At 72.5% G+C, this 22510-nt stretch carries 19 protein-coding genes; 13 read left to right on the top strand and 6 right to left on the bottom strand.

Annotation, left to right across the window (positions count from 1 at the left end; translation table 11 throughout):
• Positions 1-32: 32 nt before the first annotated feature.
• A complete protein-coding gene (locus KJK29_RS11795) occupies positions 33-2753 on the bottom strand; it encodes a DEAD/DEAH box helicase (RefSeq protein ID WP_215124237.1) in 2721 nt (906 codons plus the stop codon).
• A 481-nt stretch (positions 2754-3234) separates the two neighbouring features.
• Here KJK29_RS11795 and KJK29_RS11790 point away from each other — a divergent pair, with 481 nt between their 5' ends.
• Entirely contained in the window at positions 3235-3990 is a 756-nt protein-coding gene (locus tag KJK29_RS11790) for a ferritin-like fold-containing protein (protein WP_215118663.1), read from the top strand.
• A 115-nt stretch (positions 3991-4105) separates the two neighbouring features.
• Here the strand turns inward: KJK29_RS11790 and KJK29_RS11785 are convergent, their stop codons facing one another.
• From KJK29_RS11785 to KJK29_RS11770, 4 genes are all read right to left on the bottom strand, one after another.
• Entirely contained in the window at positions 4106-4378 is a 273-nt protein-coding gene (locus KJK29_RS11785) for a hypothetical protein (RefSeq protein WP_215118662.1), read from the bottom strand.
• A 196-nt stretch (positions 4379-4574) separates the two neighbouring features.
• Entirely contained in the window at positions 4575-4802 is a 228-nt protein-coding gene (locus KJK29_RS11780; protein WP_189723087.1) for a DUF3107 domain-containing protein, read from the bottom strand.
• 135 nt (positions 4803-4937) lie between these two features.
• A complete protein-coding gene (locus tag KJK29_RS11775) occupies positions 4938-5579 on the bottom strand; it encodes a TetR/AcrR family transcriptional regulator (protein WP_215118661.1) in 642 nt (213 codons plus the stop codon).
• A gap of 206 nt (positions 5580-5785) precedes the next feature.
• Complete coding sequence (locus KJK29_RS11770) at positions 5786-6010, bottom strand: hypothetical protein (RefSeq protein WP_215118660.1); 225 nt, start codon at positions 6008-6010, stop codon at positions 5786-5788.
• Between the two features lie 215 nt (positions 6011-6225).
• Here KJK29_RS11770 and KJK29_RS11765 point away from each other — a divergent pair, with 215 nt between their 5' ends.
• The 12 genes from KJK29_RS11765 (at position 6226) to moeZ (ending at position 20824) form a co-directional block, all read left to right on the top strand.
• The gene (locus tag KJK29_RS11765) at positions 6226-7257 is read left to right on the top strand and encodes an alpha/beta fold hydrolase (RefSeq protein ID WP_215118659.1); all 1032 of its coding nucleotides are present in this window, start codon (positions 6226-6228) and stop codon (positions 7255-7257) included.
• Between the two features lie 8 nt (positions 7258-7265).
• Positions 7266-8834, top strand: coding sequence for a DUF3152 domain-containing protein (locus tag KJK29_RS11760; RefSeq protein WP_215118658.1), 1569 nt, complete (start codon positions 7266-7268; stop codon positions 8832-8834).
• Positions 8835-8902: 68 nt separating this feature from the next.
• A complete protein-coding gene (locus tag KJK29_RS39265; RefSeq protein ID WP_321170411.1) occupies positions 8903-8995 on the top strand; it encodes an Ms4533A family Cys-rich leader peptide in 93 nt (30 codons plus the stop codon).
• Between the two features lie 173 nt (positions 8996-9168).
• Positions 9169-10887, top strand: coding sequence for an ABC transporter substrate-binding protein (locus KJK29_RS11755; protein ID WP_215118657.1), 1719 nt, complete (start codon positions 9169-9171; stop codon positions 10885-10887).
• Positions 10888-10891: 4 nt separating this feature from the next.
• The gene (locus KJK29_RS11750) at positions 10892-11899 is read left to right on the top strand and encodes an ABC transporter permease (RefSeq protein ID WP_215118656.1); all 1008 of its coding nucleotides are present in this window, start codon (positions 10892-10894) and stop codon (positions 11897-11899) included.
• The gene (locus KJK29_RS11745) at positions 11896-12894 is read left to right on the top strand and encodes an ABC transporter permease (protein WP_215118655.1); all 999 of its coding nucleotides are present in this window, start codon (positions 11896-11898) and stop codon (positions 12892-12894) included. Before KJK29_RS11750 ends, KJK29_RS11745 begins: the two co-directional genes overlap by 4 nt.
• Complete coding sequence (locus KJK29_RS11740) at positions 12891-14480, top strand: dipeptide ABC transporter ATP-binding protein (RefSeq protein ID WP_215118654.1); 1590 nt, start codon at positions 12891-12893, stop codon at positions 14478-14480. Before KJK29_RS11745 ends, KJK29_RS11740 begins: the two co-directional genes overlap by 4 nt.
• 189 nt (positions 14481-14669) lie before the next feature.
• Positions 14670-16382: a DUF3492 domain-containing protein gene (locus KJK29_RS11735; RefSeq protein WP_215118653.1), complete on the top strand. Its 1713-nt coding sequence runs from the start codon at positions 14670-14672 to the stop codon at positions 16380-16382.
• Positions 16379-17695 (top strand): hypothetical protein, encoded by a 1317-nt coding sequence (locus KJK29_RS11730; protein ID WP_215118652.1) that lies wholly within the window; start codon positions 16379-16381, stop codon positions 17693-17695. Before KJK29_RS11735 ends, KJK29_RS11730 begins: the two co-directional genes overlap by 4 nt.
• A gap of 181 nt (positions 17696-17876) precedes the next feature.
• Positions 17877-18836: an NAD-dependent epimerase/dehydratase family protein gene (locus KJK29_RS11725; protein ID WP_215118651.1), complete on the top strand. Its 960-nt coding sequence runs from the start codon at positions 17877-17879 to the stop codon at positions 18834-18836.
• Positions 18824-19582 (top strand): spherulation-specific family 4 protein, encoded by a 759-nt coding sequence (locus tag KJK29_RS11720; protein WP_215118650.1) that lies wholly within the window; start codon positions 18824-18826, stop codon positions 19580-19582. Before KJK29_RS11725 ends, KJK29_RS11720 begins: the two co-directional genes overlap by 13 nt.
• 63 nt (positions 19583-19645) lie before the next feature.
• Positions 19646-20824, top strand: coding sequence for an adenylyltransferase/sulfurtransferase MoeZ (moeZ, locus tag KJK29_RS11715; RefSeq protein ID WP_215118649.1), 1179 nt, complete (start codon positions 19646-19648; stop codon positions 20822-20824).
• Between the two features lie 71 nt (positions 20825-20895).
• On the opposite strand, the gene KJK29_RS11710 is transcribed toward moeZ, so the two are convergent.
• The gene (locus KJK29_RS11710) at positions 20896-22371 is read right to left on the bottom strand and encodes an alpha/beta hydrolase (protein ID WP_215118648.1); all 1476 of its coding nucleotides are present in this window, start codon (positions 22369-22371) and stop codon (positions 20896-20898) included.
• Between the last annotated feature and the right edge of the window lie 139 nt (positions 22372-22510).

Here is a 22510-nt window from a genome sequence, read left to right as displayed (position 1 = left end):
TGGGTGGGAACCGGGCCGTCGGGCGGAGAGTGTCAGCCCTCCGTGGGCTCCGCGGTGGCCGTGGCCTTGCGGGTGCGGCGGGCCTTCGGCTTCGCCTCGGCCGTGCCGTCGGCGGAGGCCGTGGCGGCAGCGGCGGCCGTCTTCCGCGTGCGGCGCGGCTTGGCTGCGTCGGGCTCCTGAGCCGTCTGGGCCGGGATCTCGGCGGTGACGGCCCCGGCTGCCTCGACTGCCTCGGCGGCCTTGCGGGTGCGGCGGCGCGGCTTGGCCTCCGCGGCTTCGGCCGTGTCGACGGCGGTCTCGGCCGCTGCGGCGGCCTTCCGGGTCCGGCGCGGCTTGGCCTCGGCGGCTTCGGCATCCGGAGCCACCGCGGCGGTCTTCCGCGTGCGGCGCGGCTTCGCCTCGGTCGCCTCGGCCGTGTCGACGCTCGCCTCGGCCTTGGGCGCCGCCTTGCGGGCACGGCGCGGCTTGGCCTCGGCCTTCTCGACGACCTCGGGCTCCTGAGCCGTCTGGGCCGGGATCTCGGCGGTGACGGTCTCGACGGCCGTGGCTGTCTCGGCGGCCTTGCGGGTGCGGCGGCGCGGCTTGGCCTCCGTGTCCTCGGCGGTGTCGACGGCGGCTTCGGCCGCCGCTGCGGTCTTCCGCGTGCGGCGGGGCTTGGTCTCGGCGGCCTCGGCCGTGTCGACTGCGCCCGCAGCCGGTGCCGTCGCCTTGCGCGTGCGCTTCGGCTTCGCCTCGGTGGCCTCGGCGGTGTCGACGGCGGCTTCGGCCGCTGTCGCGGTCTTCCGCGTCCGGCGGGGCTTGGTCTCAGCGGCCTCCGCCGTGTCCACGGCGGCTTCCGCCGCTGCCGTCGCCTTGCGGGTGCGGCGCGGCTTGGCCTCGGGGGCCTCGCCTTCCGGAGCCACGGCGGCCGTCTTGCGCGTACGCCGCGGCTTCGTCTCCACCGGCTCCGTGACGGACTCGGTGGTGCCCTCGGCCGTGTCGACCGCGGCCTCGGCAGCGGACGCCGCCGTGCTCTTGCGGGTGCGGCGACGCGGCTTGGTGGCGGAAGCCTCGGGCTCCGCGGTCACCGGGGCGTCGGCCACGACGGCCGCGGACTCCGTGGCCGACGGCGTCACCGCGGCCTCGGTCTCCACCACCGGCGTCTCCACCGGCGTCTCCGACCGGCGCGTACGACGCCGGCGAGACTTCGCCGCCTCGGGCGCCTCCACGCTCGTGCCCTCCGCCGTCGCCACGGCGTCCGCCGCCTGCTCGGACGGGGCGGGCGAGGCGGACTCGACGGCCGTGACCGGCGCCGACTCGGCCGAGGCGCCACCGCGGGTGCGGCGGCGGCGACGCGGGGTGCGCGGAGCCGTGACGGCGTCCGCCTCGGCGGTGCCGCCGGTTGCCGTGGCGTCGGGTGCGGTGGTGCCGGTGGACTCCGGCGCCGAGCCCAGCGCCGCTCCGCCGCGCGTACGGCGGCGGCGTCGCGGCGTGCGCTCGGAACGCTCGCGCTCGGCCGGCTTGGACTCGTCCCGGCCGCCGCGGCCGTTCCGGCCACCGCGCCCGCGCGGCGCCCGGCCGCCCGGCTCGCCCAGATCCTCCAGCTCCTCCGCGTCCAGCCCGGCGCGCGTGCGCTCCGAGCGCGGCAGGACGCCCTTGGTGCCCTCGGGGATGCCGAGGTCGGAGAAGAGGTGCGGGGACGTGGAGTACGTCTCCGGCGGGTCGTTGAAGCCCAGCTCCAGCGCCTTGTTGATCAGCTGCCAGCGCGGGATGTCGTCCCAGTCGACGAGGGTGATCGCCGTACCCTTCGCGCCCGCGCGGCCCGTACGGCCGATGCGGTGCAGGTACGTTTTCTCCTCTTCCGGCGACTGGTAGTTGATGACGTGGGTCACGCCCTCGACGTCGATGCCGCGGGCGGCGACGTCGGTGCAGACGAGCACGTCCACCTTGCCGTTGCGGAAGGCGCGCAGGGCCTGCTCGCGGGCGCCCTGCCCGAGGTCGCCGTGGACCGCGCCGGAGGCGAAGCCGCGCTGCTTGAGCTGGTCGGCGAGATCAGCCGCCGTGCGCTTCGTCCGGCAGAAGACCATCGCGAGCCCGCGGCCGTCGGCCTGCAGGATGCGCGCGACCATCTCGGGCTTGTCCATGTTGTGCGCGCGGTAGATGAACTGCTTGGTGTTCGCGACGGTCGCGCCCGCGTCGTCCGGCGCCGTGGCGCGGATGTGCGTGGGCTGCGACATGTAGCGGCGGGCCAGGCCGATGACCGCGCCCGGCATGGTCGCCGAGAACAGCATCGTCTGGCGGCGGACCGGAAGCATGTTGATGATCTTCTCGACGTCGGGCAGGAAGCCCAGGTCGAGCATCTCGTCGGCCTCGTCGAGGACCAGGCACTTGACGTGCTTCAGGTTCAGCTTCTTCTGCCCGGCGAGGTCGAGCAGCCGGCCCGGGGTGCCGATGACCACATCGACGCCCTTCTTCAGGGCCTCGACCTGGGGCTCGTATGCCCGGCCGCCGTAGATCGCCGTCACGCGCACGTTACGGGCCTTGCCGGCCGTCAGGAGGTCGTTGGTCACCTGCTGGCACAGCTCGCGCGTGGGGACGACGACGAGCGCCTGCGGGGTGTCGGTGAGGTCCTCGGGCTTGGCGCGTCCGGCCTCGACATCGGCGGGAACGGTGACGCGATCGAGGAGCGGGAGGCCGAAGCCCAGCGTCTTGCCGGTGCCGGTCTTGGCCTGGCCGATGACGTCCGTGCCCGAAAGGGCCACGGGCAGCGTCAGCTCCTGGATGGGGAAGGGGGTGGTGATGCCGACGGCCTCAAGGGCCTCGGCGGTCTCGGGAAGGATTCCGAGCTCTCGGAACGTCGTAGTCAGGGTGCTGCCTCTTCTGTGTGGGGCGGTGCGAGGCGAGCGCGGGGGTCGTGTACGGACCGTGCCGGGGACGTCGGCGGCCTTGCGGCGGTGCCGTTGGGCACGGGACCACTGTCGACGCTCTAGCGCTCGTACCGCTGAGGGTGTCCCTCCGGGCTCCGTACGCACAGTGCCATACGGACGCGGAGGTCTGTCGGGTCGGAGCCGATCGGGCCACCGACCGGGCATCCTCATACGTGCGGCCTGTCGAGGTACGTCGAAGTACCAGCAGGCGCATTACCACCATACCCCGGATTCCCGCACATGCGATGGCCGATTTGGTCACGTAGCCGTTGTCACAGTGATTGACCAGGGCCTTACGCCTTCCGGCGGGCGGGCTATTGTGCGCTTCATGACGAGCTCTGACAAGCCTGAGAACGCCTCGGACACCACCGCCACCCCGGCCGAACACACCGGAGTCGCCGCCCGGGACTGGGCGACGGCCTCCGCCGACCCGCAGTACCGCGCCGCTGTCGTGGACCTGCTCGGCGCGCTCGCCTACGGGGAGCTGGCGGCGTTCGAGCGACTCGCGGAGGACGCCAAGCTGGCGCCGACGCTGGCGGACAAGGCGGAGCTGGCCAAGATGGCCTCGGCCGAGTTCCACCACTTCGAGAGGCTGCGCGACCGGCTCGCCGAGATCGGGGAGGAGCCGACGCGGGCGATGCAGCCGTTCGTCGGCGCCTACGACGGCTTCCACAAGCAGACCGCCCCCTCGGACTGGCTGGAGGGGCTGGTCAAGGCCTACGTCGGCGACTCCATCGCCAGTGACTTCTACCGGGAGGTCGCCGCCCGCCTGGACTCCGACTCCCGCGATCTGGTGCTGGCCGTGCTCGACGACACCGGCCACGGCGGCTTCGCCGTGGAGAAGGTGCGGGCCGCGATCGACGCCGACCCGCGCGTGGGCGGACGGCTCGCGCTGTGGGCGCGGCGGCTGATGGGCGAGGCCCTGTCGCAGTCCCAGCGGGTGGTCGCCGACCGGGACGCGCTGTCGACCATGCTGGTGGGCGGCGTCGCGGACGGGTTCGACCTGGCCGAGGTCGGCAAGATGTTCTCCCGGATCACCGAGGCCCACACCAAGCGGATGGCCGCGCTGGGGCTGGCCGCGTAGCGCTCTCCCAGAGGGTGGCGCTTCCGCGGGGGTGTGGGGAGACCGCGGGCCGCCGGTGGCCGGCCGCGCGGTTCCCCGCGCCCCTGTCAGGTGCGTAGTCCGCCGCCCCGGACGGCTACGCCGTGGCTGATCGTCGGCGCAGGTGGCGCCCCGCCGGGCGCAGCAGCAGCGACAGCGAGGCCACCGAGACGATCGCCGCGCCGAGCAGGACCAGCAGCAGATGCCCGGCCTCCAGCGCGCTGTGCATGACGAAGGCTCCGAAGAGGGCTCCGGCGACACCGGTCGACAGGACCAGGGGGCGGGCCGGGAGCCTGTGCGACAGGCGTTGCGTGGCCGCCCAGGCCAGAGCCAGACCGAGGATCGCGGAGCTCAACGCTTCCAGGAGCATGTCGGGGTCCCTCCCACATGGCCGGCCTACCCAAATCGGTCGTAGCCCGTCTTACCCCTGACCTGCGGAATCCAATCCCTTTCTGTGGGCCCTCTGTGCTCCATCCGTGGAGGAACCCAGGTGCCGCACGGGGCCCCGGAGAACACGAACGGGGCGGGACGGCCGATGGCTGTCCCGCCCCGCTGCGCTCACGCGTCTACAGCGCGCCGAAGCCCACCTTGCGCGGGGCCGGCTCGCCGATCTCGACGTATGCGAGACGGTCGGCCGGGACCAGGATCTTGCGGCCGTGTTCGTCCACGAGGCTCAGCAGCTGCGACTTTCCGGCCAGTGCCTCGGCCACGACGCGCTCGACCTCCTCGGGGCTCTGACCGCTCTCCAGAACGATCTCGCGGGGCGCGTGCTGCACGCCGATCTTGACCTCCACGGCTATGTCCCTCCGACGGTCAGTGATGTGCGCGACCTTCCGCGCCGTACGCAGCACACATTAGCCCGGCGAGGGGACCCGCAGTCCCCGCCCGAGAACGCCACGAGCGAACATCGGGCGGGAACAAAGCACGCGTCAGTGGTGATCGGTCCCGTGCAGCGGGAAGCCCGCGATGCCGCGCCACGCCAGCGAGGTCAGCAGCTGCACCGCCTGATCGCGGGGCACGCTGCGGTCGCTGTGCAGCCAGGACCGCGCCACGACCTGGGCAAGGCCGCCCAGGCCCGAGGCGAGCAGCATCGACTCCGCCTGCGAGAGGCCGGTGTCCTCGGCGATGACCTCGCAGATCGCCTCCGCGCACTCGTTGGTGACCTTGTCGACGCGCTCGCGCACGGCGGGCTCGTTCGTCAGGTCCGACTCGAAGACCAGGCGGAACGCGCCGCCGTCGTCCTCGACGTACGCGAAATACGCGTCCATCGTCGCCCGCACGCGCTGCTTGTTGTCCGTCGTCGAGGCGAGCGCGTGGCGCACGGACTGGATGAGCGACTCGCAGTGCTGGTCGAGCAGGGCGAGGTAGAGATCGAGCTTGCCCGGGAAGTGCTGGTAGAGCACCGGCTTGCTGACGCCCGCGCGCTCGGCGATGTCGTCCATCGCCGCCGCGTGATAGCCCTGGGCCACGAAGACCTCCTGGGCGGCGCCCAGGAGCTGGTTCCGTCGGGCACGGCGTGGCAGGCGTGTACCCCGCGGGCGAACCGCCTCTGTCTGCTCGATGGCTGTCACGCCGCCTCCCATAGTCGTCCACGTGCGGATCTGGCCGCGTCGCCATCGTACTTTTCGGTAACCGTGGTGTGCGCGGTGAGAACGCAGAATTTCACGGACCGGACGGTTGCGAAAGCGGTTGCGAAGGTTTCAAACAGGGGCAGAGCGGGCAAAATGCAGCCTCTTTCCTGTTCAACGGCGCTGCTTGCCGCCCCCGGTGGGGAGCGTCACCGGTAGTCGTCCTCGTCGAGCGAGACGACCCGGGCCTGCTCCGCGAGATCGGCCTCGTTGGCGCGGTCCGGGTCGACGCCGGTCAGCGGGTCGTCGCGGTCCGGCGCGAGGTCCGCCTGCTGCTCGGCCGCGTCGACCTCGGGGGCCTCGACGTCGTACTCCCGCGCCTGGGGCGCGTCCTCGGCCTCGAATGTCTCGGGGTCGGTGGGGTCTACGGCCATGCTGGGCTCCCTTCCTACGAACGTCCCTGAGGATCAGGGGCCACATGCGGGTGCCCTCTGTACGAGCCTAGGAGACACCCGATCCGGACGCTATGCGATCCGCGTCCGGGGTGTGACGCAGTGCGCACCCCCTGAACTGCTCCTGTCCGATTCTTGTGACGGCGAACACAGGCGAACACATGAGCCACTGCGTGATCGTCTCGTAACATTGCCGCATGTCTTCGACCGAGCTGCCGTTCGTGCCGCCCGCCAATGTGCTGCCGAGGGTGGGGGGCGTCAGGGTCGCGGAGGGCGAGCGGCTGCGGTCGGTGGAGCTGCCCGGGGTCACGCTGACGGTGCGCTCGCGACCGCCCGCCCGCGAGGGGCTGCCGCCCGCGCTCTACGTGCACGGGCTCGGCGGTTCCTCGCAGAACTGGTCGGCGCTGATGCCGCTGCTGGAGGACGCCGTCGACAGTGAGGCCGTCGACCTGCCGGGCTTCGGCGACTCCCCGCCACCGGACGACGGCGACTACTCCGTCACCGGGCACGCGCGCGCGGTCATCCGCTACCTCGACGCCTCCGGCCGCGGTCCCGTGCACCTGTTCGGGAACTCGCTCGGTGGCGCCATCACCACCCGTGTCGCGGCCGTACGGCCCGATCTCGTCCGTACGCTCACGCTCGTGTCGCCCGCCCTGCCGGAAATCCGCGTGCAGCGCTCCGCCGTGCCCACCGGGCTGCTGGCGGTGCCCGGAGTCGCCCTGCTCTTCACCCGGCTCACCCGCGCCTGGACGGCGGAGCAGCGGGTCCGCGGCGTCATGGCACTGTGTTACGGGGATCCGGGCATGGTGACGCCGGAAGGTTTCCGCAACGCCGTGCAGGAGATGGAGCGGCGGCTGCGGCTGCCGTACTTCTGGGACGCCATGGCGCGGTCCGCGCGCGGGATCGTCAACGCGTACACGCTGGGCGGCCAGCAGGGGCTGTGGCGCCAGGCCGAGCGCGTTCTCGCGCCCACCCTTCTCGTCTACGGTGGCCGTGACCAACTGGTCGGCTTCCGCATGGCGCAGAAGGCGGCCCGGGCCTTTCGTGACTCGCGGCTGGTGACGTTGCCGGACGCGGGGCACGTGGCCATGATGGAGTACCCGGAGACAGTGGCCCTGGCGTTTCGCGAACTCCTCGCGGACTCCGGAGAGTTGGGCACGCGGCGAGCACGGCGGGCCAAGGACGGCGCCGTCGACAGGGAAAGCACCGACGAGAGCATGGGGGGCTGAGGCGCGAAGTGGGACGCCACAGCCGCCGCGGGGCGGTCGCCAAGGGCGACACCGCGGACGCGACCGCAGTACGGGACGACCGGGCCGGGTCGGCGCAGGGAGAGAGACCAGGGCAGGGCCAGGCGCCGGACCCCGGCTGGGGAGGCCGGCCGGTACCGCCCGGCGCCGGGCAGGGCGGCTGGCCGCCGCCGGGCGCGGGTCCTCGCCGTACGCCGGGGCCGCGGCCCGCGCCGGGCTCCGGTCCCGCGCCGGGTTCCGGCACGCCTCCGTACGGGACGCCGCAGCCGCCGGACGGATGGCGTCCGGACGGCATGCCGGGACGCGGTGTGCCGCGGCTGCCCGACGGCACCCCCGCGCAGGGCTTCCCCGCCGCCCGGGGAGGCCACCCCGAGCAGCGGGAACCCGGCGGCGGCTGGGGCGAGTTGAGGGAGAACGGCCGGGGCGCCGCTCCCATACCGCGGCAGCGGCGGGCGTCCGTGCCCGGACCGCGGCAGGACTACCTCGACGCCTTCGGCGAAGGGGACGACGTCTTCGCGCCCCGTACGGCCGCCTCCGCCCACGCGGCGGACGGATACGCCTCCGTCACGGACTGGGGCGCGGGCACTCCGGCCGACACGCCCTTCGACGACCAGGACCGCGACTTCGGCCGTGACCGCGGCTTCGGCCGTGACCGCGGCTTCGGCCGTGACCGCGACTTCGGCCCCGGACTCGACGGTGACCAGGACCGCGACCGTGACGACGCGGAGCCCACCGGTGCGCCCGCGCCGGTCAAGGGCGGCAAGGGCCGTACCTTCACCGGCATCGCGGCCGCCGCCGTCACCACCGTGCTGGCCGTGGTCGTCGCCGGCCAGGTCGCCGACGACCAGGGCGGTTCCGGCGTGCAGTCGCAGTCCGCCACGGACCAGGCCCGCGACGTCCGGGACCCCGCGCCCCAGAGCGGCGGGCAGACCCCCGCCCCGGAGTCCGACGCCAAGCCGCTCACGTACAACGAGAAGATGGCCAGGACGTACCCGCTCGGCGCCGAGCTCAAGGGCTCGGGGAAGTTCGACGCCGTCCCCGGAGTCGCGAAGGCACCCGGCAGGGGACAGAAGCACACCTACCGCGTCGACGTGGAGCAGGGACTCGGGCTGGACGGCGCACTCTTCGCCGAGGCCGTGCAGAAGACGCTCAACGACGAGCGCAGCTGGGCCCACAACGGCGCGCACACCTTCGAGCGCGTCTACTCCGGCAACCCCGACTTCGTGATCACTCTCGCCAGCCCCGGCACGACCGCCGACTGGTGCGCCAAGTCCGGCCTGGACACCACCGTGGACAACGTCTCCTGCGACTCGGCCGCGACCGAGCGCGTGATGATCAACGCCTACCGGTGGGCGCAGGGTTCGCCGACATACGGCGACAAGATCCACGCCTACCGGCAGATGCTGATCAACCACGAGGTCGGACACCGTCTCGGCTACAACCACGTCACCTGCGACAAGGACGGCGACCTCGCGCCGGTCATGCAGCAGCAGACCAAGTTCCTCAACCACGACGGCATCCGCTGCCGTGCCAACCCCTGGGCCTACCCCGGGAATTGACCGGCATCACAGGGGCCGGCCAGCGCCGCGCGTTGACATGCGCAGAAAAGTCGTACATATTTCTGCGCATGTCCCCCCGTCCCGCCTCCGTTCGCGCCGCCTTCGAGCTGGCGCTCATCGGCGTGACCCCGCTCTGCGTGGCCGACATTCACTGTTGCTGACGCCCGCTCCAGGCGCGCGTCGCGAAAACCCCTGCTCTCCGTGACCCGGTCACGGCTTCATCGGTCACGGCTTCTTCGACGACCCGGCGCCGGGCAGACGTCTGTTCCCGTTCGTCTCACCCTTCGTCATTTCGTCTCGCGATCCGAGACATCATCGAGAGGTCGTCAATCCGATGCGCCAACCGTCCGTCACAGCGCGCCGCGTGGCCGCGGCATCCGTCAGCCTGGTCCTGGCAGCGGGCGCCGCCGCCTGCGGGCCCAAGGACAACGATGCCAAGGGCGCCGGCGGCGACACCACGCCCCACAAGGGCGGCACTCTCACGGTCCTGAACGCCAATCCGCAGCAGGATTTCGACCCGGCACGGCTGTACACCTCCGGCGGCGGCAACGTCCCGTCCCTGGTCTTCCGTACGCTCACCACCCGCAACCGCGAGGACGGCGCCGCCGGCACCGAGGTCGTCCCCGACCTCGCCACCGACACCGGGCGCCCCAGCAAGGACGCGAAGGTGTGGACGTACACCCTGAAGAAGGGCCTCAAGTACGAGGACGGCACCCCGATCACCTCGGCCGACATCAAGTACGGCATCGAGCGCTCCTTCGCCCCCGAGCTGTCGGGCGGCGCCCCCTATCTGCGGGACTGGCTGGTCGGGGCCGCCGACTACCAAGGCCCGTACAAGGACAAGAAGGGCCTCGACGCGATCGAGACGCCGGACGAGCGGACCATCGTCTTCCATCTGAACAAGCCCGAGGGCGAGTTCCCGTACCTGGCCACGCAGACGCAGTTCACGCCCGTCCCGAAGAGCAAGGACACGGGCACCAAGTACGAGGAGCACCCGGTCTCCTCCGGGCCGTACAAGGTCGTGAAGAACGAGAACGACGGTGAGCGGCTGACCCTGGAGCGCAACACGCACTGGTCCGCCTCGACCGACGCCGAGCGCAAGGCCTACCCGGACAAGATCGACGTACGGTCCGGGCTCGACTCGTCCGTGATCAACCAGCGGCTGTCCGCGTCCCAGGGGGCGGACGCCGCCGCGGTCACCACGGACACCAACCTCGGCCCGGCCGAGCTGGCCAAGGTCAGCGGCGACAAGGAGCTCGCCGCCCGCGTCGGCACCGGGCACTTCGGCTACACCAACTACATCGCGTTCAACCCGACGATCAAGCCGTTCGACGACCCCAGGGTGCGGCAGGCGATCTCGTACGCCATCGACCGGTCGTCCGTGGTCAACGCCGCCGGCGGCTCCGCGCTCGCCGAGCCCGCGACCACCTTCCTGCCCGACCAGAAGTCCTTCGGCTACACGCCGTACGACCTGTTCCCGGCGGGCAAGGGCGGCGACCCGCAGAAGGCCGAGGAGCTGCTGAAGGAGGCCGGGCACGCGAACGGTCTCACCATCACGCTGACCCACTCCAACGCCAAGGACTTCGAGACCAGCCCGGAGATCGCGACCGCCATCCAGGACGCGCTCAAGAAGGCCGGCATCACGGTCAAGCTGCAGGGCCTGGAGGAGAACGACTACTCCGACAAGATCCACAACGTGAAGACCGAGCCGGGCTTCTTCCTCGCCCACTGGGGCGCCGACTGGCCCTCCGGCGGTCCGTTCCTCGCCCCGATCTTCGACGGCCGGCAGATCGTCAAGGACGGCGCGAACTTCAACACGGGCCTGCTCAATGACAAGTCGGTCAATGCCGAGATTGACGCGATCAACAAGTTGACGGATCTTGACCAGGCCGCCAAGAGGTGGGGTGCACTGGACAAGAAGATCGGCGAGAAGGCCCTGACCGTCCCGCTGTTCCACCCCGTCTACAAGCGCCTGTACGGCGAGGACGTCAAGAACATCGTGATCAGTGACTGGACCGGTGTGCTGGACATCTCCCAGGTCGCGGTGAAGTAGCGCCGTGAGTGAGGCAGTTCTCGCCGTCGAGGCTCCCGGAGCGCCCGCTCCGGGAGCCTCGGGGGCCCGTCAGTTCTGGCGGCGGCTGCGCACGCAGCGCGCCGCCCTCGTCGCGGCGGTCGTCGTCGCGCTGCTCGTCCTGATCGCGGTGGCCGCACCCCTGCTCACCGCGATCGAGGGGCAGGACCCGACCACCTACCACCCCTCGCTCATCGACTCCGCGCGCGGAGGCGTGCCCATCGGGTCGTTCGGAGGGATGAGCGCCGAGCACTGGCTCGGCGTCGAACCGCAGACCGGACGCGATCTGTTCGCCCGGCTGACATACGGCGCGCGGGTCTCGCTGGGCGTGGCGCTGGCCGCCACGGTGGTGCAGGTGCTGCTCGGCGTCGTGCTGGGCGTCGTCGCGGGACTCGGCAACCGCTGGGTGGACCTCGCCGTCACCCGGATCGCCGACATCTTCGTCTCCATGCCCCTGATGGTCATCGCGCTGGCCCTGCTCGCCATCGTGCCGACGAGCTTCCCGCGTCCCGTCCTGGTCGCCCTCGTCGTGGGGCTGGTCTCCGGCTGGGGCACGCTGGCCAAGATGGTGCGCGCGCAGACGCTCACCCTCAAGCAGCTCGACTACGTCTCCGCGGCACGGCTCAGCGGCTGGGGCACCGCCCGGATCGCACGCCGCGAACTGCTGCCCGGCCTCGCGGCCCCCGTCATCACGTACTCGGCGCTGCTCATCCCGACGAACATCACCGTCGAGGCGGCGCTGTCCTTCCTCGGCGTGGGCGTGAAGCCGCCGACGCCGTCCTGGGGACAGATGCTCACCGCGGCCGACGTCTGGTACCAGGCGGCCCCGCAGTACCTGCTGCTGCCCGCGGGCGCGCTGTTCGTGACCGTGCTGTCCCTGACCGTCCTCGGCGACGGAGTGCGCACCGCCCTCGACCCGCGCGCGGCCTCACGGCTGCGCATCGGCACGGGACGGAAGCGGGAGGCGAAGGCGGCCGAAGGGGGTGCGGCATGAGCGGCTTCGGCGGATTCGTACTGCGCCGCGTCCTCGGCGCCCTGGTCACCCTCTTCGCCCTCTCCGTGATCATCTACGTCGTCTTCTACGCCACGCCCGGCAACGTCGCCCAGATCACCTGCGGCCCGCGCTGCTCACCGGAACAGGTCCACCAGGTCGCTCAGCAGCTCAGGCTCGACGACCCGTTGTACGTGCGGTACTGGCACTTCCTGTCGGGCCTCGTCGCCGGCCAGGACTTCTCCACCGGTACGTCCGTGCAGCACTGCCCGGCGCCCTGCCTCGGCCTGTCGTACCAGAGCGACCAGCCGGTCACCGACCTGATCCTGGCGAAGCTGCCGGTCACCGGCTCGCTCGCGCTCGGCGCCATGGTGCTGTGGCTGATCATCGGCATCGGCACGGGCGTGCTGTCGGTGTGGCGGCGGGGCCGGCTCACCGAACGGCTGCTGACCGGCCTGACGCTGGTCGGCACGGCCACGCCCGTCTTCGTCATCGGACTGATCCTGATGATCGTCGTCTGCGGACAGCTTCAACTGCTGCCGTTCCCGCAGTACGTCGCCTTCACCGACGACCCCGAGCAGTGGGCCTGGAACCTGCTGCTGCCCTGGCTGTCGCTCGCGCTGATCGAGTCGGCCACCTACGCCCGGCTGACCCGGGCCGCGATGCTGGAGACCCTCGCCGAGGACCATGTGCGGACCTTCCGCGCGTACGGCATCGGGGAGCGGTCCATCATCGGGCGGCACGCGCTGCGCGGCGCGGTGGCACCGCTCATCGCCGTGAACGCCAACAACCTCGGGGTGCTCTTCGGCGGTGCCGTGCTCACCGAGACGCTCTTCGGGCTGCCCGGCATCGGCCAGGCGCTGGTGGGGGCGGTGAAGGTCGTCGACCTGCCGGTGGTCGTCGGCATGGTCCTGGTGACCGGTTTCTTCGTGGTCCTCGCAGGCGCCGTCGCCGACGTGCTGTACGCGGTGGCCGACCGACGGGTGGTGCTGACATGAGCCTGGTCGACGTGACCGACCTGAGCGTGGACTTCGGCGAGTCGCGTGCCGTCGACGGACTCTCCTTCCGCCTCGAACAGGGCGCCGCCCTGGCCCTGGTCGGCGAGTCCGGCTCCGGCAAGTCGACCGTGGCGTCCGCCCTGCTCGGCCTGCACCGTGGCACGGGAGCGCGGGTCCAGGGCTCGGTCGAGGTGGCCGGCACCGACGTGCAGCGGGCCTCCGACGGGGATCTGCGGCGGCTGCGCGGCGGGCAGGCGGCGATGGTGTTCCAGGATCCGCTGTCCTCCCTCGACCCGTACTACGCGATCGGCGACCAGATCGCCGAGGTGTACCGCGCCCACGCGCGCGTGTCCCGGCGGGCGGCACGCGCGCGTGCCGTCGAGGTCCTGGACCGGGTGGGGATTCCGGACGCGGCCCGGCGCTCGCGTTCCCGGCCGCACGAGTTCAGCGGCGGCATGCGCCAGCGCGCCCTGATCGCCATGGCGCTCGCGTGCGAGCCCCGCCTGCTGATCGCCGACGAGCCGACGACGGCCCTCGACGTCACCGTCCAGGCCCAGGTCCTCGACCTGCTGCACACGCTCCGCGAGGAGACCGGCATGGGCCTGCTGCTCGTCACCCACGACGTGGGCGTCGCCGCCGAGAGCGTCGACGAGGTGCTGGTGATGCGGCACGGGCGGGCGGTCGAGCACGGGCCGGTCTCGGGTGTGCTGGGCGCGCCGGCCCAGCCGTACACCCGGGAACTGCTGGCCGCGGTGCCCCGGCTGGACGCGCCCCGGAAGGACTCGTCGGAGCCCGAGGAGATCGTGCTGGAGGCGACCGGCCTCACGCGCGTGTTCGGGCGCGGGAAGCGGGCGTTCACGGCCGTGGACGAGGTGTCGCTGACCTTGCGGCGCGGTGAGACGCTCGGCATCGTGGGCGAGAGCGGCAGCGGGAAGACGACCCTGGGGCGGATGCTCGTCGGGCTGCTGGAGCCGACGACCGGATCACTGCGGTTCGAGGGCCGCGCGCACACCGGGGTGAACCCGGCCGTGCAGATGGTCTTCCAGGACCCCGTCTCCTCCCTCAACCCCCGCCGCAGCGTGGGCGAGTCCATCGCCGATCCGCTCCGCGCGCGCGGCGAGTCCGAGGGGCGCATTCGGGAGCGCGTGGCAGAACTGCTGGAGCGCGTGGGGCTCGAAGCGGCGCATCACGACCGCTACCCGCACGAGTTCAGCGGCGGCCAGCGCCAGCGCATCGGGATCGCGCGGGCGCTCGCGGCGGACCCGCGCGTCATCGTCTGCGACGAGCCGGTCTCGGCCCTCGACGTCACCACCCAGGCGCACGTGGTCGACCTGCTGGGGGAGTTGCAGCGCGAACTCGGGCTCGCGCTGGTCTTCATCGCGCACGACCTGGCCGTCGTCCGCCAGGTCAGCGACCGGGTCGCGGTGATGCGCGAGGGCGTCGTCGTCGAGGAAGGACCCGTCGCCGACGTGTACGGGGCGCCGCGCGAGCCGTACACCAGGCAGCTGCTCGCCGCCGTACCGGCGCTCGACCCGGAGGCCGCCGCGCGACGCCGGGCGGAGCGACGGGAGTTGGCCGCGGCATGACGATCCGTGTCCACTTGATCTCCTAGCGCGACGGAACGCGACCCGCACGGGAAAGTTACGACCGTTCACCCCTTTTGGTGGTGCGACGGACAACCGTCCGTCGTACCACCGCCCTGACCGCATACGTTCGTCCCGCTGCGAGCCGCCGGGCAACGGCGGCTCCCCATACGGGAGATCGGGGGTGGACACATGCGCATCGGACTGCTCACGGAAGGTGGCTATCCGTATGTGAGCGGTGACGCCAGGCTCTGGTGCGACCGGCTGGTGCGCGGGCTCGCACAGCACGAGTTCGACGTCTACGCGCTCAGCCGCAGTGAACACCAGGAGGACGAGGGCTGGACCCCGCTCTCGCCGAACGTCCGCAGGGTACGGACCGCGCCGCTGTGGATGACCGAGGACGACGGGGTGGTCCTGGGGCGCCGTGCGCGCCGGCGGTTCACCGAGTGCTTCGGGGAACTGGCCGCCGTGCTCTGCGGGGCGGCGTCCGAGCCGTGCGGGGCGACGTCCGAGGGGGCCTCGACCCCCGAGGCGGACCGTTTCGCCAACGCTCTGTACGGGCTTGCCGAACTCGCCCGTGAGGAGGGCGGGCTGGCCAGTGCTCTCCGCTCCGAGGCCGCCGTACGCGCGCTGGAACGCGCCTGTCGTGCGCCGGGCGCCCACCGCGCCGCGCGTGAGGCCCGGGTCCCGGACCTGCTCGCCGTGGCCGCACACCTCGAACGGGCGCTGCGCCCCCTCTCCCTCGACTGGTACGAGGACGACGGACTCGGCGCGGTCGACCTCTGCCACGCCGCGTCCGGCGGCCCGGCCGCCCTGCCGGGCCTGCTGGCCCGCCACTTCACCGGCGTCCCCCTGCTGGTGACCGAGTACGGCGTGCGCCTGCGGACGCACTACCTCACCGCCCCCGACGCCCCGCCCGCCGTTCGGTCCCTGCTGGCGGCCTTCCACGGCGGACTCGCCGCCGAGGTCTACGGGCAGGCCGAGGTCGTCACCGCCGGCAACACGCACGCCCGCCGCTGGCAGGAGCGCTGCGGTGCCGGCCGCGAGAAGCTCCGCACGATCTACCCCGGCATGGACGCCCGGCCCTTCGCCGAGGTGGGCGAGTCCGCGGAGTGCGCCGACCCGGACGCGCTCGTCTGGGTCGGCCGCGTCGAACCCGCCAAGGACCTGGTCTCGCTGCTGCACGCCTTCGCCGAGGTCCGCAAGCAGCAGCCGCGGACGCGCCTGCGCATCGTCGGAGCCCCCGCCGGGACCGAGGGCGCGGCCTATCTCGCCCACTGCAGGGCGCTGGCCGCCCATCTCTTCCCCGACGAGGCCGAGGGCCCGCACACCGCCGGCCACAACCCGGTGTCCTTCGAGGAGGTCGGAGAGCCGGAACTCCCGGCCCTCGCCGACGCCTACGCCTCGGGCGCCGTGACCGTCCTGTCCAGCGTCGTCGAGGGCTTCCCGACCGGCCTGGTCGAGGCCATGCTCTGCGGACGCGCCACGGTGTCGACGGACGTCGGCGCGGTCGTGGAGGTCATCGGCGGCACCGGCTTGGTCGTGCCCCCGCGCAACCCACGAGCGCTCGCCGAGGCGTGCGTCGCGTTGCTGCGCGACCCGGAGCGCCGTGAGCGCTTGGGCGCAGCCGCCCGGGCCCGTGCTCTCGAACTGTTCACGGTCGAGCAGAACATCGAGGCGTTTCACAGCATTTACCTGGAGATCGTCTCGCGCGCTCCCGTCCGCCGTGTCGTCCTAGACGCTGCGGGTGAGCCGCTGCCCTTCGCGGTGCCCGCCGAGGCCCGTGTCCCGGTCAGCTGGGCCGGCCCGACCCCCGGCCTCGCCGCCCGCGGCGTCCCCGGCTGGGCCGGAGGCAGCCCCGTACGAGCCACCACCGCCGTCCCCGCCCCGGAGAGAGCACGATGAACGACTTGGGCGAACTGGACCGTCCTGGAACCCCGGCCGGACCCGGCACCTCTGCCGGTACGGGAGCGTCGGATGCCCCCTCGGAGAGGGCGCTCGGGCCGGCGGCCACGGCCTCACCGGCACCGGAACCGGCTGCCGACCGTGAGTCGCCCGGGAAGCGCGAGCCGGCCGACGGCCGCGAGGCATCCGTGGCGCAGGGGCAGGCCGCCGATCGCAAGCCGCCCTCCGCGCGTCGGGGTGCCGACCCGGTGAAGGCGCTGATGCACCGTCACCGGGAACTCTGCGAACGGGCGGTGGACCCCCTCGAGATCGCCGCGGGACTCGAAGCGCACGGCATCACCGAGCGCACCGCGGCCCGCTTCCGCCACCGGGACGTCTTCTCCCTCGCCGAGGAGATGTACGCCCGAGTCACCCGGGACGGGGACGCCCCCGCGTCGCCGGCGCCCACGGCCCCCCGGGCGCGTGCCGACTGGGTCCTCCTGACGCTCCTGCCGGGCGCGCTGTGCGCCGCCGCCGTGAACGCCGCGCACCTCACCCACGGACGGACGCGCCTGATCGCCGTGGCAGCGGGCATCCTCGCCGTGGGCCTGGCCCTCCGCGCCGCACTCCGCCGCGGCCCGCTGAGCCGGACCGACCACACCGGCCCCCGCGGCAGCGCCCTGTGGATCTCCTGGCTCGTCGCCTACTCCGTCCTGGGCGACGGCCTGCTCCACAGCGCCGTCACCGGCGGCCCCGACGGTCCGCCCACCGGCGCGGCCGGCGGCTCCTGGCCCCTCGCCGTCGCCCCCGTCCTGGCCCTCGCCCTGGCGTGCGCGCCCGCGGCCTGGACCGCCCACCTCTTCACCGCGCGGGGCCGCCGCAGGCTCGCCGCCAGCCGTGGCCTCGAGGACTTCGCCGCCGCCGTACGCCCGCTGCTGCTCGGCACCGTCGCCCTCTTCCTGGGCGCCTTGGCGGGCCTGCTCGCCCTCTGCGCGGCAGTCCTCGACGAGCCCGCGGACCACGCGGAGGTCCTCGCCCTGGGCGCCCTCCTCTTCATCGCCCGCCTCCTCACCACCCACTGCTTCCCCTACGCCCCGGCCGCAGTGCTCGCCGCGACGGCAACGGTCCAGGCCGCCGCCCTCGCCACGGTCTTCATCGCCCGCCTCCCCGGACTCGGCTTCCTGGGCACCCCCGTGGAGACCCTCGTCACCCTCTGGGGCGCCGGCAGCGTCCCCACCCTCGCCTGCGGCGCGGCGGCCCTGACCCTCCTCGTCCACGCGACGCGCAGGCTGACCAGGGCCTCGGCCCACGCACCCCCGGTCCCCTCCCGGTGACCGCCGGGGGAGCCAGGACCGTCGGAGAGCGACTCCCGAGCCCCCCGGCCGAAGCCCCGTCACCTGTAGCCGCAGACACCGGCCCACCGCCGGAGGCACCCGCACCACCCCGTCCGCCCCGCACCAAGGAGAACCCGATGACCACCCACCCAGGAGTCCCAGCCGCCCCAGGAGCCGCGCGATGAGAGTCCTGCTGATCGGAGCCAACGGCTACATCGGGCGCTTCGTCGCCGACCGCCTGCTCGCCGACCCCGCCGTGCAGCTCACCGCCCTCGGCCGCGGCGACGACGCCGACGTCCGCTTCGATCTCGCCTCCGGCAGCCCCGGCGCCCTCACGCGCTTCCTCGACGCGGTCCACCCGGGCGTTGTCGTCAACTGCGCCGGCGCCACCAGGGGCGGTGCCCGCGAACTCACCCGCCACAACACCGTCGCCGTCGCCACCGTCTGCGAGGCCCTGCGCCGCAGCGGCTGCGGCGCCCGTCTGGTGCAGATCGGGTGCAGCGCGGAGTACGGCCCCAGCCAGCCCGGCTCCTCCACGGCCGAGGACGCCGTCCCCCGGCCCGGCGGCCCGTACGGCGTCAGCAAACTCGCCGCCACCGAACTGGTCCTCGGCTCCGGCCTGGACGCCGTCGTCCTGCGCGTCTTCTCGCCGGCCGGACCCGGCACCCCCGCGGGCTCCCCGCTCGGGCGTCTCGCCGAGGCCATGCGTCGCGCCATGCAGTCCGGCGACGGCGAGCTGAAGCTCGGCGGCCTGGGCGCGCAGCGCGACTTCGTCGACGTCCGCGATGTCGCCCGCGCCGTCCACGCCGCCTCGCTCTCCGCCGCGCAGGGCGTCATCAACATCGGCTCCGGCCGCGCCGTGCGCCTGCGCGACGCCGCCGCGGTCCTCGCCCGCGTGGCCGGATACGGCGGCGCCCTCCATGAACTCGACGGCCCTCCCGGCGCCCTGCGCCCGGCCATCGGCCATCCCCGCCCGGACTCGGACCACGCCCCCCAGGTCGCGTACCCGTACCCCGACGGCTGCGGCAGCTGGCAGCAGGCCGATGTGCGCACCGCCCGCGACCGGCTCGGCTGGCGCCCCCGGATCGGCCTCGAGGAGTCCCTCGCGGACATCTGGATGGAGGCGGCATGCCGCATCTGACCAGCCCACAGCCGCGCACCTCCGGCACGGAACTCCGCCCCGGCGTCGGCGTCCCCGGCTACGCCCACCCCCTCCTCGCACCCACCGAATGGGGTGAGCTCACCCGCCCCGGCACCCCGCTGCACTGGGTTGTCCTCAACGTGGCCGACGGCCCCGGCACCCGCCCCGACCCGCACTGCCTGGAGGCGGCCGGCCGCCTGCGCAACGCGGGCATCCGGGTCCTCGGCCACCTCGACACCCGGTACGGCACCCGGAACTTCGGAGAGCTGATCTCGGACGCCCACCGGTTCGTCGACTGGTACCAGGTCGACGGCTTCCTCCTGGAGCGCTGCCCGGCGGACCACGCCGGGCTGCCCGAGGTGCGCCGCACGGTGGCCACCCTCCGTGTGATCCGTGACGCGGCCCACATCGTCCTCGGCCACGGCATCCACCCGCACCCGGGGTACGTCGAACTCGCCGACCAGCTCGTCACCTTCTCCGGACCGTGGAGCGACTACCGCTGGTCGCAGGTGGCCGAGTGGACCGCGGACCACTCGCCGGAGCGCTTCTGTCACTTCGTCCACGGAGTGCCCCGCCCCCATCTGGGGGAGGCGCTGGGCATCGCGCGCTGGCAGGGCGCCGCGACGATCTACTTCACCGACCGCACGGACCGTACCGACCGCGGCGGAGACGCCGATCCCTGGGAGGCCATGCCCGGCTACTGGGACGAAATCGTCTCGCGTGTCGGAACAGGTGTCTCGGAATGAAAAAGCGCATGGCACTGTTACGGGGAGAACAACCGTAGTGATTGACCGACCAACGGAGCCCCCGTGTCGCTGCCACCCCTGGTCGAGCCGGCTTCCGAGCTCACCGTAGACGAGGTCCGCAGGTACTCCCGCCACCTGATCATCCCCGACGTCGGGATGGACGGGCAGAAGCGGCTGAAGAACGCCAAGGTGCTGTGCGTGGGCGCCGGCGGCCTGGGCTCGCCGGCGCTGATGTACCTGGCCGCCGCGGGCGTCGGCACCCTCGGCATCGTGGAGTTCGACGAGGTCGACGAGTCGAATCTGCAGCGCCAGATCATCCACAGCCAGTCCGACATCGGCCGCCCCAAGGCCGAGTCCGCCCGTGACTCCGTCCTCGGCATCAACCCGTACGTGAACGTGATCCTTCACGAGGAGCGGCTCGAGGCCGACAACGTGATGGACATCTTCAGTCAGTACGACCTGATCGTCGACGGCACGGACAACTTCGCGACCCGCTACCTGGTCAACGACGCCTGCGTGCTGCTGAACAAGCCGTACGTCTGGGGCTCGATCTACCGCTTCGACGGCCAGGCCTCCGTCTTCTGGTCCGAGCACGGCCCCTGCTACCGCTGCCTCTACCCGGAGCCCCCGCCCCCCGGCATGGTCCCCTCCTGCGCCGAGGGCGGTGTCCTGGGCGTGCTGTGCGCGTCCATCGGCTCCATCCAGGTCAACGAGGCCATCAAGCTGCTCGCCGGCATCGGCGACCCGCTGGTCGGCCGACTGATGATCTACGACGCCCTGGAGATGCAGTACCGCCAGGTCAAGGTCCGCAAGGATCCCGACTGCGCGGTCTGCGGCGAGAACCCGACCGTCACCGAGCTCATCGACTACGAGGCCTTCTGCGGCGTCGTCTCCGAAGAGGCCCAGGCGGCGGCGGCCGACTCCACGATCACTCCCAAGCAGCTCAAGGAGTGGATCGACGACGGCGAAGGCATCGACATCATCGACGTCCGCGAGCCGAACGAGTACGAGATCGTCTCCATCCCGGGCGCCCGGCTGATCCCGAAGAACGAGTTCCTCATGGGCACCGCCCTGGAGAGCCTCCCCCAGGACAAGAAGATCGTCCTGCACTGCAAGACGGGTGTCCGCAGTGCGGAAGTCCTCGCGGTCCTGAAGTCCGCGGGCTTCTCGGACGCGGTCCACGTCGGCGGCGGCGTGATCGGCTGGGTCAACCAGATCGAGCCGGACAAGCCGGTGTACTGAGCCGTATCCGGCCACCCTTCCCGACCGGCGGGGGCTTCGGGCACCACGAGTGCGCGAAGCCCCCGCCGTCGTCATGAGCAGACCTTGCCGTCCTTCGGGATCGAGCCGTTCAGCAGATACGAATTCACGGTGGAGTCCACGCAGTCGCTGCCGCTGCCGTACGCGCCATGGCCCTGGCCCCGCCAGGTGAGCAGCACGCCGACGCCCTTGCCCAGCTCGCCGGACATCTTCCGGGCGCCCTCGTAGGGGGTGGCCGGGTCGCCGGTGTTGCCGACCACCAGGATCGGTGCCGCCTCGGGGGCGCTGACCTCCGGGGTGTCGTGCTGTCCGGGCACCGGCCAGTCGTGGCACCAGCCGGCCGTGTCCCAGCCCAGGAAGGGGCCGAAGACCGGGGAGATCTTCTCGAACTCCGGCAGCAGCTCCTTCGTCCGGGCCGCGGTCGGCCGCTGCCTGTCGTCCAGGCACGATATGACCCGTTGCGAGTGGGTGGTCGTGCCGTAGTGGCCCGAAGGGGCGCGGTCGTTGTAGCCGTCGGCGAGGGTGAGCAGCTCCGAGCCGTCACCCCGCTCGGCCGCGTCGAGGGCGCTGGTCAGGGTCGGCCAGCTCTCCTTGTTGTACAGCGGCAGGGTGAGGCCGGTGACAGCGAGCGTCTCGGTCAGCTTCCGCCCGGGGGTGGCCGTCGGCAGGGGCCGGGCGTCGATCCGTCGCAGCAGGGCCGCGATCTTCCGCGTGCCCTCCTCGGGGTCCTGGCCCGTGGACTCGAGATAGCCGTTCAGCGCCCGCTGGAAGCCCCTGGCCTGGTTCTGGGCGTGGCCCACGGTGTCGGCGTCGGGGTCGACGACCGCGTCCAGCGTCATCCGCCCCACCCTCCTCGGGAACAAGTGGGCATAGGTGCCGCCCAGTTCGGTGCCGTAGGAGATGCCGAAGTAGTGCATCCTGTCGTCGCCGAGGACGTCCCGGATGCGGTCCATGTCGCGGGCCGAGTCGGCGGTCGAGACATGCGCCATGAGCTTCCCGGCGTCCTTCTGGCAGCCCTCGCCGAAGTCGGCGGCGTCCTGGAAGTACGCCTTCTCCTCGGCCGGTGTGTCGGGGGTGACGTCCACCGACTCGGCGGCCTGGATCTCCTTGTCGCCGCGGCAGCGCACCCCCTCGCTGGCGCCCACCCCGCGCGGGTCCCAGCTCACCAGGTCGTACCGCTCACGGAGCCGGGAGACCGTCGGGGCGTACGACGGCATCATGGACAGGCCCGAGGCGCCGGGGCCGCCGAAGTTGAACAGGAGCGAGCCGACGCGGTCGTCGCCGCGTGCCTTGGCGCGGATCAGCGCGAGTCCTATCGTCTCGCCGTCCGGCTTCGACCAGTCCAGCGGCACCTTCAACGTGGCGCACTGCCAGTCGTTGCCCGGCGCGGGGGCGTCGGCGGTGGCCTTGCAGCGGCCCCAGGAGAGCCCGCCGCCGCCCTTGTCGTCGTCGGACGAGCCGCCGCCGCAGCCCGCCGCGAGCAGTGCCGAGGCGACCGCCACAGCGGTCCACCGTACGAAGCGCGACATGCGCCCAGTCCCCCCTCGCAGGCCGTCCGCACCGTGCTGCGGATGGCGGTCAGGCCATGGTAGGCAGATCCCGCGTCGGCCGTGTCCGCCTGTGGATAACCTTCTGACCTGCGGCTTTGCTGGGTGTGGCCTTCCTCAG

Source organism: Streptomyces koelreuteriae, from assembly GCF_018604545.1.
Classification (GTDB): Bacteria; Actinomycetota; Actinomycetes; order Streptomycetales; family Streptomycetaceae; genus Streptomyces; species Streptomyces koelreuteriae.
The sequence above is the reverse complement of the archived record's forward strand: the minus strand, read 5'-3'. Positions and strand labels throughout refer to the sequence as shown.

Excerpts from the sequence above, each read along its gene's own strand:
- KJK29_RS11790 (WP_215118663.1), top strand. The coding sequence starts at position 3,235 with ATGACGAGCTCTGACAAGCCTGAGAACGCCTCGGACACCACCGCCACC.
- KJK29_RS11785 (WP_215118662.1), bottom strand. The coding sequence starts at position 4,378 with ATGCTCCTGGAAGCGTTGAGCTCCGCGATCCTCGGTCTGGCTCTGGCC.
- KJK29_RS11770 (WP_215118660.1), bottom strand. The coding sequence starts at position 6,010 with ATGGCCGTAGACCCCACCGACCCCGAGACATTCGAGGCCGAGGACGCG.
- KJK29_RS11765 (WP_215118659.1), top strand. The coding sequence starts at position 6,226 with ATGTCTTCGACCGAGCTGCCGTTCGTGCCGCCCGCCAATGTGCTGCCG.
- KJK29_RS39265 (WP_321170411.1), top strand. The coding sequence starts at position 8,903 with ATGTCCCCCCGTCCCGCCTCCGTTCGCGCCGCCTTCGAGCTGGCGCTC.
- KJK29_RS11755 (WP_215118657.1), top strand. The coding sequence starts at position 9,169 with ATGCGCCAACCGTCCGTCACAGCGCGCCGCGTGGCCGCGGCATCCGTC.
- KJK29_RS11745 (WP_215118655.1), top strand. The coding sequence starts at position 11,896 with ATGAGCGGCTTCGGCGGATTCGTACTGCGCCGCGTCCTCGGCGCCCTG.
- KJK29_RS11740 (WP_215118654.1), top strand. The coding sequence starts at position 12,891 with ATGAGCCTGGTCGACGTGACCGACCTGAGCGTGGACTTCGGCGAGTCG.
- KJK29_RS11735 (WP_215118653.1), top strand. The coding sequence starts at position 14,670 with ATGCGCATCGGACTGCTCACGGAAGGTGGCTATCCGTATGTGAGCGGT.
- KJK29_RS11730 (WP_215118652.1), top strand. The coding sequence starts at position 16,379 with ATGAACGACTTGGGCGAACTGGACCGTCCTGGAACCCCGGCCGGACCC.
- KJK29_RS11725 (WP_215118651.1), top strand. The coding sequence starts at position 17,877 with ATGAGAGTCCTGCTGATCGGAGCCAACGGCTACATCGGGCGCTTCGTC.
- KJK29_RS11720 (WP_215118650.1), top strand. The coding sequence starts at position 18,824 with ATGCCGCATCTGACCAGCCCACAGCCGCGCACCTCCGGCACGGAACTC.
- KJK29_RS11710 (WP_215118648.1), bottom strand. The coding sequence starts at position 22,371 with ATGTCGCGCTTCGTACGGTGGACCGCTGTGGCGGTCGCCTCGGCACTG.